Source organism: Aureibaculum luteum (assembly GCF_003449015.1).
GTDB classification, from domain to species: domain Bacteria; phylum Bacteroidota; class Bacteroidia; order Flavobacteriales; family Flavobacteriaceae; genus Aureibaculum; species Aureibaculum luteum.
This window is the reverse complement of sequence record NZ_QRGD01000014.1, coordinates 23,546-39,198: the sequence shown is the minus strand read 5'-3', so window position 1 is coordinate 39,198 and position 15,653 is coordinate 23,546. Positions and strand designations below refer to the sequence as shown.

The following is a 15,653-nucleotide window of genomic DNA, read 5'->3' as shown; positions in this document are numbered from 1 at the left end:
CGGAACGAATGGAATTAATGGTGCAACAGGTGCTCAAGGTATCCAAGGTGAAAAAGGTGATGCTGGTACAAATGGTACTGACGGAACTAATGGTACTAAAGGAGATAAAGGTGAACAAGGTGATGCTGGTATAAATGGTGCTGACGGAACGAATGGAATTAATGGTGCAACTGGTGCTCAAGGTATTCAAGGTGAAAAAGGTGATGCTGGTACAAATGGTATCGACGGAACGAATGGAATTAATGGTGCAACAGGTGCTCAAGGTATCCAAGGTGAAAAAGGTGACGCTGGTGCAAATGGTGTTGACGGAACTAACGGTCAAGATGGTAATGATGGAACTAATGGCTACAACACACTTACGCGTACTGCACAAGAATCGAGAACAGTTGGTGGTGTTACTAGACAAGGTACTTCACTATTTACAGGACTAGATTTAGATAGGGATAACTATTTAGATTCAAGTGAAATTACATTCACGTCGTTTATCTATGATGGGATAGATGGCGAAGACGGAACAAATGGTACCAACGGTGCTACTGGTGCTAAAGGTGATACGGGTGCTAAAGGTGATACTGGTGCTACGGGAGCAACTGGAACAGCAGGTTCTTCAAATAGAGTTTACCTTGGCCATTTTACAATAACAGCTACAGGAAATATAACCATTTCTGGAATTCCGTTCAAACCCTCACAAATAAGTTTTGTAGCTCATGCAAATGTTGAATCTCTAACTATTAATGCTGATAACGGAGTAGGAAATAATAATAATAGCCTTGCAAACTCATTTGGAACAATGAATGGATATGTTAGAGGAACAACCCAACAAGTAATATATGTCGGAGGTCATGGAAATTCTATTAACGATATCTCACGTTTTGCTTCACCTAATCATTGTATTGGTGTAAGGTATGGTAGTCAAAATGGTGATAATCTAGGTATTACTTCTGCTGAATTTGGAACTTTTACGGCTGATGGTTTTACCCTTAATATTGATAATAAAGCAGATAATTTAGTAATAATGTTTCAAGCATATGAATAAGATATTCACATTTATTTTCCTATCAATTGGGCAACTTTTAATAGGTCAGACAGCATTTCATAACTTTGGTGATATTCAAATTCACGACGAAGGTAAAATCGGCTTCCATACCAACCTAATTAATGACGGTATGTTTAATAGCAACTTAGGTCTTAGTGGGTTTTATGGAGAAGATCAACTGACAATATCAGGTACATCAATTGCCGAATTTTACAATTCAGAAATTGATGTGTTAGACGGTTTAAATTTGGAAACATCAATGGGTGTATATAATACGTTAGAATTTATTAATGGAAAAGTATTTACTCCACGAAGTGATTTAGATATTTCATTAGACTTCCTTCAAGCGGATTATAACGGTGAGTATGATTTTGAACATGTAGATGGTTATGCCGCACTTTTTGGAGATATTGATTTCACTTTTCCTATTGGAGATGAAGATAAGTTAAGACCCTTATCGATATCTAAACCAAATTCAATTTCAACTTTTAAAAGTGCATACTTTTATGAGGATCCTAATAGTCCTACTACATTTTCAACACTATTTGATACCAACAGCTTTGCTCCTATTCTTTCTAAAGTAAATGATAAAGAGTTTTGGGATTTAGATGGTAATGAAGCTATTGAAGTTACGCTTACTTGGGATCTTGATAGTGATATTAAAAACCTAACAGATGATATTGAATTATTAAGAGTTGTTGGTTGGAATACAAAAACACTACGTTGGGATAGTTTAGGAAGAAATGATGTTTCTGGAGATTTAGAGGAAGGTGATATTACTTCAATTTCTTTTGTACCCAACGACTATGAGGTGTTAACGATTGCTTCTGAACCTGCAGGCAATGAATTTACAATAAATACTGGATTTTCTCCAAATGGAGACGGTATGAATGATAACTTTGAAATCAGCGGATTAGATTTAACTCAAGAGAATTCAATTGAAGTTTATGACCGTTGGGGAAAAATTATATATGAAAAAGATAATTACGACAATACATGGGGCGGTATATCAGAAAACAGTGGTACTATAGATAAAGGAATAGTTGTACCTGTAGGAACCTACTATTTTATTCTTAAATTAAAAGATAAAGTAACGCTAAAGAATAGGACGTATAAAGGTTGGGTTTATATTAATTATTAAGCCAATACATCTTTTTTAGGTGTGGTAGGGTTATAACCAAAATCAGCATCTGGTAATTCAATTCCTAATTGGGAAATGATATAACCAATACTCGCAAAATGGTGAATAGCATGGCTATGAGCTTGTGATAATATAGAAGCTACAGTATATTTGGTTGTAATCATGCCTAGGCCTAAATCGTCAGAGACCACTACAACTTCATTTAAATCTTCAGAAGTCAGACTTCTTAATTTACTTATAACTTGGTTAAAATACGCCAAACCCATTTCTGTTTTTTGTTCTGCTTCCGTATTTCGCTTTCTAGCCGCTAAATTAATTTCTCTAGCATCTAATCCGCAAAAAACACAATCGAACATATCTAAAACGTGTCTCATATGTATACCTATACTTGAGTGATAGGGTTTAACAGAAACATTACTATATTCCTCATCACTTATAATGCTAAGTAAGCCTATACCTCGGTTTAAATTATTTTCAATGGCATCAATCATAGTAATATTTTGACCTTTAGTCGCAAATATAATAATTAATTTACGGATTATTTTAAGAAAGCAATTATGCCCAAAATAAAAAACAGACCACTTAATATGTAATTTATATTTGTGGCAATAAATTTGGCACGCCTTGTTATTAAACTTGCAAAAAAAACATATAGAAAAAATAACGCGAACGAACCTAAGCCTGCCCCTATTATAAATAAAATAATATAAGGTTGCTCCATTATTAACTGACCATTAACTTCAAAATAGGTCGTGAGTCCGAAATAAAAAGGAATAGCCAACATGTTTATTGCAGACATTAACATTCCTATAAAAAATAAATTTCCTTTTTTTGACTTTCCTTCTGCATTAAATGTTTTTCGAGCTTGTATAAAGAAAAATAGTGCCAATATAAAAAAAACAATAATTGCTGCTATTTTCAAATGGTTAAATACATTGGGATTTTGACTTAAATAATTTGCAAAAACCAATGCAATTGAAGCTTGAATAAACACAACAACTGACGCTCCGGCTGAAAATACTACTCCTGCTCTCTTCCCTTGTTCTATGGTTGTTCTAACTGCGGTCATGTTTAGCATACCTGGAGCTAACAATCCTAAAAAAGCAGATATAAGTCCTAAAAAAAGATGAAAAACGTATGCCATATTTATCGCTGAATGTATTTATTAATTAAGCCATTTACATCATCAGAAATACGAAACTTATATACTGTAAAAGTATAAATGAGAGTAACAACAATAGACTTTATTATCATATTTACCAAAGCATGAAATGGTAGTTCTATAAAATAAAACGCAAAAAACAGGACTAAAATCACAGCCAAAATTGCTATTGTTTTTTTTGTAAAGGGTTGCATATTCATTTTTACTTGAATATATATAATTTTAATAGTACTGAAAATTAGTACTACAATTAAGGTTGCTAATGCAGCACCATCTATTCCTAAAACACCTATTAACCATTTATTTAAAAAAATAACACTTAATGCCATGGCTATTGAGAAATAGAAAAACACTCTATAATGATCAGAATTAGTTAAAATGGCTCCATTTGTACCTAACGCCAGCTTATACATTTCGGAAATAGAAATCATCAATACAATCATCCCTCCCACTGCATATTCTGGTTTATTTATGAATGCATATAAATCTTGAATATTCAAATTGATAAGTAAAAACAACAACCCTCCAGCGACTAATAGCGTTATAGAACTTTTTTTATACAAACTTAAAACTTCTTTTAGGTTATTATTATTAAGCTCTTTAGCTGTTAGTGGGTTTATAATTTGTTGCATTGCCCTTGACGGAATAGCAATAACTGAAGCTATATATATTCCTACTGCATAATAGGCAACCTCAGCAATTTGCTCAAGTTGTGGAATCATAAATTTATCAATATCTAATAAAATACCACTTGCCGATCCTGCCAAAATAATATAGAATGAGTAAGACAAAATCTCACGACTATTTTTAGGCAACTTAAAAATAAAATCAGGTTTATACAACGAAAAGGCATAAATCATCATAATGAGCATTCGCAACCCGTAAACAATAGCAATAGCATATATAAATTGTTCATTAGTAATCCATTTAAAATGCACGGCAAACAATAGAATAGTGGCACAAATTCTGGCAAACATCTCCTTAACAAAATTACCAAAAACGGACTGGTACTGCACTTTACTAAAAGAATAAAACACTTCAAAATAACCAATAAAAATTGCGGTAAAAAAAATAAGATAGGTATACGGTTTAATTATTGCGTTTTCCACAGATAACCAGTTTGCAATACTTTCATAGGTAAAAGCTCCAATAAAACCTAAGGGTATAATAATAAATAAAGGCATTACCAATGCACTGGTTAAAAATTGATCTTGCTCATATTTTGTATGAAACGAAGTAAAAAATTTAATGATGGTATGCTGCATACCAAGTACCATTAAGGGCGATAAAATATTAGCAGTAGATAATAAAAATGTGTTGAGACCGTAATAGTCTTCGTGTAAAAAATGCGTATAAATAAATAAAACATTTATGCCACCAATAGCAAAACCTAAAAAAAGAATCAGGGTGTTGGTAAAAGATTGTTTTAAAACAATACCCATTTATTGAATGGTTTGATTAATTAATTTCTTAGTTAAATAATTAAATCGAATATACAATAATATTCCAGAGGCAGTTAAACCTGCCAACAATCCTAACCAGATCCCCACACTACCATACATATCTTCCTTTCCTAAAAAATAAGAAATAGGAAAACCAATTAGCCAATAGGCAATAAAAGTAATTATCGTAGGAATCTTAACATCTTGTAAACCTCTTAAGGCCCCCAGCACAGCTACCTGTAATCCGTCAGAAATTTGAAAAACAGCAGACACTAATAATAATTTAGCAGCGATACTCACCACTTCTAAGTTATCAATTTGATTGACTAGGTCATATTCATCTACATAAATTCTTGGCAACTCTTGATTGAATATCATAAATACTAAGGCGAAAATAATATCTAAAAAGAAGGTCAGTAAAAATATGGAAAACGCAATACGTCGTAATTCCTTAAAGTTTTTTAATCCTTTTTGATTCCCTACTCTAATCATTGCTGTAACACTTAAGCCCATAGCCACCATAAAAGTCATGGAAGACAAGTTTAGTGCAATCTGATTTGCCGCTTGTGGATTTTTACCCAATACACCGCTTAACCAAATGGCAGCCGTAAAAATAGCCACCTCAAAAAACATTTGCAAGGCTGAAGGAAAGCCAAGATTTATTATTTTTTTGAGTATGCCTTTCTTTATATTTTTAAAACTAAATCGCTCAAAATAAGGTTTGAATTTTGTTTTTGATTTCAACAACAACCATATATAACCCAACATAACAACCCTTGAAACCAAAGTTCCGATCGCAGCTCCGATAATACCCATTTCCGGAAATCCAAATTTTCCAAAAATCAATAAATAATTCAACACTACATTTATAACATTTGCTATAATAGTAGCATACATGGCATACTTGGTTTGTGACAAGCCATCTGCAAACTGTTTAAAGCCCTGAAATATGATTAATGGAATTAAAGAAAAAGCAACCAAATCTAAATAAGGAATTGCCAGTGCTACCACCTCTTCTGGTTGACTCATATGATACATCAGCGGTTTTATAGCCAATATCAATAGAAATAAAACAATCCCGAGAACGGTGCATAAAATTAAGCCATGGTTAAAAGTTTGCTTTCCCTTTTCAATATTTTTTTCACCATCTGCTTCTGCAACTAAGGGCGTAATAGCAGTTGAAAAACCTATGCCCAAACTCATCGCTATAAAAACGAAACTATTTCCTAAAGATACAGCCGCCAGTTCAGCAGTTCCCATTTGGCCCACCATAATATTATCAATAAAACTAACCATCGTATGGCCAATCATGCCTAGCATAACTGGGTAAGCCAATTTTAAATTATAGCGAAATTCTGATGTATATGTTTTAAGATTCAAAAAAGTTTGATTTTTAATGTTTGCAAAGGTAATAGATTTTGTCAGAGGATAAATACGAAGTAGATAAATACATTTTGTTTTGAAATAAGATTTTAAATTATTATTTTAGAGGTATGAGCGTTATTAAAAATCAACAAAAATTTTCAATACTTAATTCCTTATCCGTAATTATTGCTATTGGAATTAATTATTATTCTCAAGTCTATACAATTAATGGAAATACGATTGGTGGACTCAGTGATAAATATACCAACTTATTTACTCCAGCTGGGTATGCTTTTTCTATTTGGGGCATTATTTATGTAGGACTAATTACTTTTTGTGGTTTTCAAATTTACCAAACTTTCAAGCTCAAAAAAAATGTTGAATTTATAAATCAAACTGGTTATTGGTTTGCATTAACGAACTTAGCAAATGCAGCTTGGGTATTTGCATGGCTCTATGAAAACACACTTCTTTCTGTAGGTATTATGATTGTAATGCTAATTTCTTTGACAAAAATAATTTTAAATACAAACATGGAGCGTTTAGATGCTTCCAAAAAAACAATTGGGTTTTATTGGTGGCCAATTTGTATTTATTCGGGATGGATTACAGTTGCCACTATTGCGAATATTACTGCTTACTTGGCCAAAATTGAATGGAGTGGCTTTGGATTATCTGAAATACAATGGACTATTATCATGATAATTATTGCTACGTTATTAAATACCTTAATCATTTACAAACGAAATATGAGAGAATTTGCCTTAGTTGGTGTTTGGGCATTGATAGCCATATATATAAAACAGCAAAATGAATATAAAAGCATTGCTTATACGGCTTTAATAGGAGCCCTTATTCTGTTCGGCTATGTTATGTATCATGGATTTAAAAACAGAAAGACCAATCCCTTTTTTCTAAAATAAAATCATAAATTTACTCAACTTTGATACTAGAATACCAAAAATGACTTAAAAATCATATCGTACTGCTGCTGCTTAATTAAATCTATTTAGACATATTTAACTCCTAAATACAGCTAACCACATAGGGTTCGTTTTCAACTTCAATAATCAATTTTATACTAAATATTCTATTTTATAGTTATATAAATAACTAACTATAAGAACTTAATCACATGAAAGTCCTATTTAAATATAGTATTTTACTATTATTATTCGTATCGATATCTTCATGTTCTGAAGATGATACTGATGAAGTTTTCGTTGAAACAAGTATTACTGATAAAATATTCAATTTAGTAAATGCTCATAGAGAGAGTAAGGGACTTGAAATATTATCAAGAAATACTACTGCTGATAATCTTGCCATTGACCATAGTAAATATATGATTGCAAAAGATAAGATTAGCCACGATAATTTTAGTTCGAGAGCTAATAACTTAAAAAGAAATGAAAATGCAAAAGGGACAGGTGAAAATGTAGCTTATGGCTATAATACGGCCGAAAAAGTGGTCACTGCATGGTTAAACAGTTCAGAACATAAAGAAAATATTGAAGGCAATTTTACACATACAGGTATCGCTGCTGTTCAAAACGCTGAAGGTACTTATTATTTTACGCAACTTTTTTACAGATAAATTATACTAAAAATGAACTTTAACTGTTATAGTTATCCAACAAAGCAATTGACCCGCTAAATACTTATATATATTTCTGATACTAATCAGAATCAAAACCAAAAAATCCCGTTCCAACTATTGGAACGGGATTTTTGTTATTACCGTTTTGTCCATTATTTACAGCGAAAATTGACTATTTCTTGAACCATTAATCAGTACATTTGTATTAAACCGACCCAAAAGAATAAGCCATGGAGTTTATATTATTTATTATTTTGGTTTTATTAATTGTATTAATTAGTAAAACAAATTCTAATTATTCTGTTTTAAAAAGAAGCATTGAAGAATTAACTGAAAAAATTTCTGATTTAAGTAAGGAAATACCTAAAGTCACAGAAAAAAAATCAAATACTATTGCGGAGGATCCTCAACCTCCTATAATCTCTAAAAACATAGAAGACACTTTACCTCCATCAATTCCTCTCAAAGAAAAAGTTGATAAAGAAATTAACATTAGCCATGCTAAGATAACAAGCGAACCTATATTCGAGAAGCAGAAGGAACATACTATAATAGAAGAACCATTAGAAGAAAATTTTAAAACTTTATACACACCGAAACCACTTAAAAAATCGTATTGGGAAAAATTTAAAGAGAAAAACCCTGATTTAGAAAAGTTTATTGGTGAAAATTTAATAAATAAAATAGGAATTCTAATTCTTGTTTTGGGTATTAGTTATTTTGTGAAATATGCCATTGATAAAGATTGGATAAATGAACCTGCCAGAGTTGGTATTGGTATTTTAGCGGGAGCATTAGTTATGCTAATAGCACACAGATTGCGTAAGAATTATGGATCTTTTAGTTCCGTTTTAGTAGCAGGTGCAATTGCTATATTTTATTTTACCATTGGTATTGCATTTCATGAATATCGACTTTTTAACCAAACTGTTGCTTTTGCAATAATGGTTGTAATTACTGCTTTTAGTAGTGTAATTTCTATATCGTATAATAGAATGGAATTAGCCATCCTTTCCTTAATAGGAGGTTTTGCTGTGCCATTTATGATTAGTACGGGTACGGGTAATTACATTGTACTGTTTACCTATATTATTATATTAAATATAGGAATACTATCAATGGCCTATTACAAAAAATGGAATTTAGTAAATGTTCTGGCTTTTATATTTACCACCCTATTATTTGGTGGATGGTTTATACAAGAAATAATAAGTGAAGAACCTCATTATTTAGATGCCCTAATTTTTTCTTTTGCTTTTTATCTCATCTTTATTATTACAAATATTATCAATAATATTAGAACCAAAGGTACTTTCTCTAAGATACAGCTCAGTATTTTGGTCGTTAATACATTTGTGTTTTATGCTATTGGTATGGTAATTTTTAGTGATTTTCATTCAGAACTAAAAGGAATTTTTACTATTGCTCTGGGATTACTCAATTTTATATACGCGTGGTTACTTTATAAGAAATTTCAGTTGGACAAAATAGCCGTTTATTTATTAATTGGCCTTACGCTTACCTTTATTACGTTAGCTATTCCAATACAATTTCAAGGTAATTATATCACCTTATTTTGGGCAGCAGAAGCTGTTTTATTAATGTGGTTAGCTAAAAAATCAAAAATAAAGAGCTATCGTTTTGCATCGGTAATTGTACATGCATTGATGATGATTAGCTTACTATTAGATTGGGAGCAAAAATACTTTAGCACAGCTCATCTAAATATCATAATCAATCCAATATTTGCAACTGGACTATTTGCATTACTTTCAATATTTTCAGTACACTATTTATTAAAAAATGAAAATGAAATTTTAAAAAAATGGAATTTCGTATTTAATCCTATAATTTATCGGAATTTTATGGGTATAGCTGGTATTATATTGGGCTACATCGTAGGCCTTTTAGAAGTTTTATATCAATCAAATTATTATATTGAGAATACCGCTTCTGCCCTATCTCTATCCGCTGTTTATCATTTATTATTTACGGCTATAGTATCCTTTATATTGTATAAAAAGAAAACAAAACTAGGTATTCAATTGATGAATATTATTGCAATTTTCAACATTACACTATTTATTTTATACATTTCAATATTAGCTTTTAGCGAACATAAAGAATATTTAAGTACTGGTGTTCATACGGAAATTGCATTTTATTTACATTATATATCTTTAGCATTTATTATATACTTTGCATACTTACTTTATAATTCTAACAAACAAAAAGTAGTATTTCCAATATTTGAAAATAAATTATTTATTTGGCTTGCAGCAATTGCTGTTATTTTTATAACAAGTAGTGAATTGATGCTGCATGGATTAAAAATATTGAATTCGCCAGTTACTGTAGAGCAATTGAAAGCTAATGAATATTACGAACTATATAAAAATGACTTGTTTTATTTATATGATACAACAGTAACATCAATGATCAATCAAGCAAAATTAAAAATTACTAAAACTAGTTTCCCAGTATTGTGGGGAGTACTTGCTTTTGTATTTTTAATAATAGGTATTAAAAAGCAAATAAAGACACTAAGAATTGTAGCCTTAGTTTTATTGGCCGTTACCATTGTAAAGTTATTTGTGTTTGATATTACCAATGTGTCAGAAACCGGTAAAATCATTGCTTTTATATTGTTAGGTATCTTAATATTAATCATATCATATGTTTATCAAAAAATTAAAGTTCTAATTTTAGATGATGAAGATGATAACGTCAAACAAGAAAATGAAGAACTTTAAGTTTATAATAGTATTCTTATTTACAAATTTCATTTTTTCTCAACAGCTTATTAAAGGAGAATTAAGTGATGTTAAAACTGACGGTCTGCATGAAATTCTTGTACCGAACGAAATAAGGTCGTTTTCTAACAGCGATTTAAGTGATTTTAGGATATTGGATATTTCCGGAAATGAAGTTCCTTATTTTATACGTCAAAAAAGTGCGTCCGTTACTGTAAATCAATTCATTGATTACGAAATTATTTCAAAAAAAACGATTAAAGACTCCGTAACCTTAGCGGTAATAAAAAACCCAAAGAAGACAATAAACCAATTAGTACTTCAAATTGCCAATTACGCAGGTTCAAAATCATACCGTCTTTTAGGCAGTAATGATCAGGAAGAATGGTTCGGATTAGAAAATAATACAAGATTATCTGGTTTACAGGATTCAGATGATACTAAAATTTTTAAAAAGATAACGTTTCCTATAAACGCTTATAAATATATTAAAATTATTTTCGATGATAAAAACTCATTACCTATAAATATAGTAAGAATTGGTGGCACAAAAAGTGAAGTTACCAATGAGGCTCTACTCAAAATTAATTTTACCTCAAAAGAAATTACAGAAATTGCTGATGAAAAAATCACCAAAATTCACTTCCTATTTAAAAATCGTGAAATCATAAATCAGATTCTCTTTAATATAACGGCTCCTGATTTTTATAATAGAAAAGCTACACTTTATAAAACAGTAACGAAAGAAGTTAAAGGAAAAGAAGAAAGCTATAGAAAAAACCTCGCTCAATTTTATTTAAATTCTAATAGTGCGAACAGTTTTAATATCTCAGAAATATTTGAAAATGATTTTTTTATTGAAATTGAAAATAACGATAATGCACCGATAGAAGTTAGTGAAATACTTTTTTTTCAAGACCCCATATATATTATTGCTTCCTTAAAAACCAATGAAAAATTTACTATTAAAGCCGGCGATAAAGCGTTGAAAACACCTCAATACGATCTTTCTTATTTTAAAAGTAATATCTCTAGTAATCTACCGAAAGTAACCATTACTAATATTATCCATAAAAGCACACCTCAATCAAATACAGATGCCGTTGATGTCTTTTGGAAAAAATCATGGTTTATGTGGCTTTGTATTTCTTTGGCAGGTATCGTTATCTTATATTTTACAAGCAGCCTTTTAAAGGATTTGAAAAAGGAAAAATAATTACGTTTTTATCTTAAAATAAAAAAATCCCGTTCCAATATTTGGAACGGGATTTTTGTTTTACATGTTGTCATTCCGAGGCACGAGGAATCTGTTCAAATGACAAGTACTGTTCATGAGATTCCTCCTTCGTCGGAATGACAACTAAGAATAATTTAATCTTCTTTTACTTCTTCGAAATCTACATCTTGTACATCATCACTTTCAGTGGCTGAAGAACCTTCCGCTTCTCCTGCAGCTCCTGCATCACCAGCAGCTCCACCTTCTTGTTCTGCTTTGTACATCTCTTCAGAGGCAACTTTCCAAGCTTCATTTATCTTTTCCATGGCAGTATCTATTTGTGCCAAGTCTTTAGACTCATGTGCTTTTTTCAATTCCTCTAACGCAGCTTCAATTGGTTCTTTTTTATCAGTAGATAATTTTTCTCCAAACTCTTTTAATTGTTTTTCTGTTTGGAAAATCATTGAATCAGCACCATTGATTTTTTCAGCAGTTTCTTTTGCTTGTTTATCAGATTCAGCATTTGCTTCAGCATCTGCTTTCATTTTTTTGATATCATCTTCTGATAATCCTGAAGAAGCTTCAATACGAATGTTATGTTCTTTACCTGTACCTTTATCTTTAGCTGATACATTGATGATACCATTGGCATCAATATCAAATGTAACCTCAATTTGTGGAACACCTCTTTGTGCTGGTGGAATTCCATCTAAATGGAAACGGCCAATTGTTTTATTATCGGCTGCCATAGCACGCTCACCTTGTAACACATGAATTTCTACTGAAGGCTGGTTGTCAGCTGCAGTTGAAAATACTTGTGATTTTTTAGTTGGTATTGTAGTATTGGCTTCAATTAATTTAGTCATTACATTACCCATAGTTTCAATACCTAAGGCTAATGGCGTAACATCTAATAAAAGTACATCTTTTACATCTCCTGTTAACACACCACCTTGAATTGCAGCACCTACAGCAACTACCTCATCAGGGTTTACACCTTTATGTGGGTCTTTACCAAAGAATTTTTTTACTTCTTCTTGAATTTTAGGAATACGAGTTGAACCACCTACTAAAATTATTTCATCAATATCAGTAGTTTTAAGATCAGCATCTTTTAATGCTTTTGCTACAGGATCCATTGAACGTTTCACTAAATCATGTGCTAATTGTTCAAACTGAGCTCTAGTTAATTTTTTTACCAAGTGTTTTGGTACATTATCTACAACGGTAACATAAGGTAAATTAATCTCTGTTTGTGTACTAGAAGATAATTCAATCTTAGCTTTTTCAGCAGCTTCTTTTAAACGTTGTAAAGCCATTGGATCTTTTCTAAGATCAACGTTTTCATCTTTTTTAAAGGCATCTGCTAACCAATCAATAATTACTTGATCAAAATCATCACCACCTAAATGCGTATCACCATTTGTAGATAATACTTCAAAAACACCATCACCAATTTCTAGGATAGAAATATCAAAAGTACCACCACCTAAATCGTAAACCGCAATTTTTTTATCCTCACCAGATTTATCTAATCCGTATGCCAATGCAGCCGCTGTAGGCTCATTGATTATACGACTCACTTTTAAACCTGCTATTTCACCAGCTTCTTTTGTAGCCTGACGTTGTGCATCATTAAAATATGCAGGTACAGTTACTACAGCTTCTTTAACCTCATGACCTAAATAGTCTTCGGCTGTTTTTTTCATTTTTTGCAATATCATTGCTGAGATTTCTTGTGGCGTATACATTCTGCCATCAATATCTACTCTTGGTGTATCATTGTCTCCTTTAACCACTTTATAAGGTACACGTTCTGCTTCTTTTTTAGATTCAGAATACTTGTTACCCATAAAACGTTTAATTGAATATACCGTTCTTGTAGGATTAGTCACTGCTTGTCTTTTAGCAGGGTCACCAACTTTACGTTCGCCACCATCAACAAATGCTACAATAGAAGGAGTTGTTCTTTTTCCTTCTGCATTAGGAATTACTACTGGCTCATTACCTTCCATTACAGAAACACATGAGTTGGTTGTTCCTAAATCTATTCCTATAATTTTACTCATAATATAAATATTTAGATTTTTAGATTATTCTTTTTGATTACTGATTGTAATTAGTCAATCTTTATGCCAACGCTAATTTTAAATGATTTTGACAGCATTTTTTTTATAATAATGACAGAGTGGCAGTTTTAGGAGTGTATTCACTCACGGCAACATGGCATAAATAACTAATGATTGTTCATTAATTATACGATTAAGACATATGTTCCGATAAAAAACAAGATTCTAATAATTCAAAACCTTTCGTTGGAATTTGGTTCTTGTAATTTGAAGTTTACCACTTTGCTAACCTGAGTTCAAACTTCCTTTCCTTTTCGATTATAAATACTAAGTTTACTCAATTGTTTTATCTATTTTTGATTATTAGTTTCTAATAGAATTATATGGAATGTATTTCGGTATTTGATATGTTAAAAATTGGTGTAGGACCTTCTAGTTCACACACCTTAGGGCCTTGGCGTGCTGCAGAACGATGGATAAAAGAATTAAAGACTTCCAATAAATTTGATACTGTTGAACAAATAACGGTTGATTTATATGGTTCTTTATCCTTAACAGGAAAAGGTCATGCTACTGATTATGCCATATTACTTGGCTTAAGTGGTGCAGACCCAGAAACAATACCTACACAAAGTATCGAAGCTATTATTGCCGCCATAAAAATAAAGAAAGCATTATCTTTTAATAACGAAAAAATACTGGCTTTTAATCCGGAAACGGATATTGTTTTTAATAGAAAATTTCTTCCCTTTCATGCCAATGGAATGACTTTTACAGCTACTATTTCGGGTAAAAAAAGCCGTTCTACCTTCTACTCTATTGGTGGTGGATTTGTAGTGAAAGAAGAACGTAAAAACTCTAAAAAAAATAAACAAATTTTCTCAAATACCTTTCCTTATCCTATTAAACTTGGTACGGAGTTATTGGCGTATTGTAAAAGTCAAAACCGAGCCATCTCTGATGTAGTTCTAGAAAATGAAAAATCAATACGAACACCTGAGAAGATTGATTATGAATTCCATCGTATTTGGAATACCATGTTAGAATGCATGTATACTGGCTGTCATACTGAAGGTAATTTACCTGGAGGACTCAATGTAAGACGTCGTGCTTTTGACACTCATAAAAACTTAATCGGTGTTTCATTATACAACAATCCTCAAGAATGGCTTGAAGCGATTAGAAATACCGAAGTTAAATTCAGACAAATACTTAAATGGGTAAGTTGTTTTGCCTTAAGTGTTAATGAAGTAAACGCTTCATTAGGCCGTGTAGTTACCGCACCGACAAATGGGAGTGCTGGTGTAATACCCGCCGTATTAATGTATTATTTGGTTATTGAAAACCACGAAGCTAGTTTTGATGAAATTAAAAAATTCTTGTTGGTGGCTGGTGAAATTGGTAGTATCTTTAAAAAAGGTGCAACTATATCTGCTGCAATGGGTGGCTGTCAGGCAGAAATTGGAGTTTCAGCCGCGATGGCGGCAGGTGCATTGACCGAACTATTAGGTGGTACTCCAGATCAAGTATTAATTGCTGCTGAAATTGCTATGGAACATCATTTAGGATTGACTTGTGACCCTATTGGTGGATTGGTGCAAGTACCTTGTATTGAACGCAATTCTATGGGAGCCATAAAAGCCATCCATGCGGCTGAATTGGCTTTAGATACTGACCCTATAAATGTTAAGGTGCCCTTTGATAAGGTAGTAAATACCATGTGGGAAACCGCAAAAGACATGAATAATAAATACAAAGAAACGTCAACAGGTGGCTTAGCCGTTAATGTTGCATTGTCTGATTGTTAAGACCTCACCCAGAAATACCGAAAAGGTCTTTCTGACCTCTCCGAAGGAGAGGTAAATTGAT

The 15,653-nt window shown here is 31.8% G+C and carries 11 protein-coding genes and 1 pseudogene; 7 read left to right on the top strand and 5 right to left on the bottom strand.

What is annotated here, in order from left to right:
* Together D3P13_RS21110 and D3P13_RS21105 are read left to right on the top strand one after the other, a co-directional pair.
* Positions 1-1,036 (top strand): annotated as a pseudogene (locus D3P13_RS21110) (collagen-like protein); the annotation flags it as partial.
* Positions 1,029-2,177 (top strand): gliding motility-associated C-terminal domain-containing protein, encoded by a 1,149-nt coding sequence (locus D3P13_RS21105; protein WP_117885545.1) that lies wholly within the window; start codon positions 1,029-1,031, stop codon positions 2,175-2,177. The pseudogene D3P13_RS21110 and the gene D3P13_RS21105, both read left to right, overlap by 8 nt.
* Here the strand turns inward: D3P13_RS21105 and D3P13_RS21100 are convergent.
* From D3P13_RS21100 to D3P13_RS21085, 4 genes are read right to left on the bottom strand one after another with little or no spacing between them, the layout of a single operon-like run.
* The gene (locus D3P13_RS21100) at positions 2,174-2,668 is read right to left on the bottom strand and encodes a DinB family protein (RefSeq protein ID WP_117885543.1); all 495 of its coding nucleotides are present in this window, start codon (positions 2,666-2,668) and stop codon (positions 2,174-2,176) included. The two genes, D3P13_RS21105 and D3P13_RS21100, sit on opposite strands and share 4 nt — an antisense overlap.
* Before the next feature lie 47 nt (positions 2,669-2,715).
* Positions 2,716-3,321, bottom strand: a complete 606-nt coding sequence (locus D3P13_RS21095; RefSeq protein WP_117885541.1) for a LysE family translocator — start codon at positions 3,319-3,321, stop codon at positions 2,716-2,718.
* Between the two features lie 2 nt (positions 3,322-3,323).
* Positions 3,324-4,781: an oligosaccharide flippase family protein gene (locus D3P13_RS21090; RefSeq protein WP_117885539.1), complete on the bottom strand. Its 1,458-nt coding sequence runs from the start codon at positions 4,779-4,781 to the stop codon at positions 3,324-3,326.
* Positions 4,782-6,161, bottom strand: coding sequence for an MATE family efflux transporter (locus D3P13_RS21085; protein ID WP_198680080.1), 1,380 nt, complete (start codon positions 6,159-6,161; stop codon positions 4,782-4,784).
* 113 nt (positions 6,162-6,274) lie between these two features.
* On the opposite strand from D3P13_RS21085, the gene D3P13_RS21080 reads away from it, so the two are divergent.
* The 4 genes from D3P13_RS21080 to D3P13_RS21065 all read left to right on the top strand — a co-directional run bounded on the left by D3P13_RS21080 (position 6,275) and on the right by D3P13_RS21065 (position 11,715).
* On the top strand, positions 6,275-7,069 hold the full coding sequence (locus D3P13_RS21080) for a tryptophan-rich sensory protein (RefSeq protein WP_117885537.1): 795 nt from the start codon (positions 6,275-6,277) through the stop codon (positions 7,067-7,069).
* A 212-nt stretch (positions 7,070-7,281) separates the two neighbouring features.
* On the top strand, positions 7,282-7,743 hold the full coding sequence (locus D3P13_RS21075; protein WP_117885534.1) for a CAP domain-containing protein: 462 nt from the start codon (positions 7,282-7,284) through the stop codon (positions 7,741-7,743).
* 233 nt (positions 7,744-7,976) lie between these two features.
* Positions 7,977-10,499: a DUF2339 domain-containing protein gene (locus D3P13_RS21070; protein ID WP_117885531.1), complete on the top strand. Its 2,523-nt coding sequence runs from the start codon at positions 7,977-7,979 to the stop codon at positions 10,497-10,499.
* Positions 10,486-11,715: a hypothetical protein gene (locus D3P13_RS21065; RefSeq protein WP_157972992.1), complete on the top strand. Its 1,230-nt coding sequence runs from the start codon at positions 10,486-10,488 to the stop codon at positions 11,713-11,715. The genes D3P13_RS21070 and D3P13_RS21065 overlap by 14 nt, the downstream gene beginning before the upstream one ends.
* 155 nt (positions 11,716-11,870) lie before the next feature.
* Here the strand turns inward: D3P13_RS21065 and dnaK are convergent, their stop codons facing one another.
* Entirely contained in the window at positions 11,871-13,784 is a 1,914-nt protein-coding gene (dnaK, locus tag D3P13_RS21060) for a molecular chaperone DnaK (protein WP_117885525.1), read from the bottom strand.
* Between the two features lie 383 nt (positions 13,785-14,167).
* On the opposite strand from dnaK, the gene D3P13_RS21055 reads away from it, so the two are divergent.
* On the top strand, positions 14,168-15,592 hold the full coding sequence (locus D3P13_RS21055) for an L-serine ammonia-lyase (RefSeq protein WP_117885522.1): 1,425 nt from the start codon (positions 14,168-14,170) through the stop codon (positions 15,590-15,592).
* Positions 15,593-15,653: the final 61 nt, after the last annotated feature.

Excerpts from the sequence above, each read along its gene's own strand:
- D3P13_RS21105 (WP_117885545.1), top strand. The coding sequence starts at position 1,029 with ATGAATAAGATATTCACATTTATTTTCCTATCAATTGGGCAACTTTTA.
- D3P13_RS21100 (WP_117885543.1), bottom strand. The coding sequence starts at position 2,668 with ATGATTGATGCCATTGAAAATAATTTAAACCGAGGTATAGGCTTACTT.
- D3P13_RS21095 (WP_117885541.1), bottom strand. The coding sequence starts at position 3,321 with ATGGCATACGTTTTTCATCTTTTTTTAGGACTTATATCTGCTTTTTTA.
- D3P13_RS21090 (WP_117885539.1), bottom strand. The coding sequence starts at position 4,781 with ATGGGTATTGTTTTAAAACAATCTTTTACCAACACCCTGATTCTTTTT.
- D3P13_RS21080 (WP_117885537.1), top strand. The coding sequence starts at position 6,275 with ATGAGCGTTATTAAAAATCAACAAAAATTTTCAATACTTAATTCCTTA.
- D3P13_RS21075 (WP_117885534.1), top strand. The coding sequence starts at position 7,282 with ATGAAAGTCCTATTTAAATATAGTATTTTACTATTATTATTCGTATCG.
- D3P13_RS21070 (WP_117885531.1), top strand. The coding sequence starts at position 7,977 with ATGGAGTTTATATTATTTATTATTTTGGTTTTATTAATTGTATTAATT.
- D3P13_RS21065 (WP_157972992.1), top strand. The coding sequence starts at position 10,486 with ATGAAGAACTTTAAGTTTATAATAGTATTCTTATTTACAAATTTCATT.
- dnaK (WP_117885525.1), bottom strand. The coding sequence starts at position 13,784 with ATGAGTAAAATTATAGGAATAGATTTAGGAACAACCAACTCATGTGTT.
- D3P13_RS21055 (WP_117885522.1), top strand. The coding sequence starts at position 14,168 with ATGGAATGTATTTCGGTATTTGATATGTTAAAAATTGGTGTAGGACCT.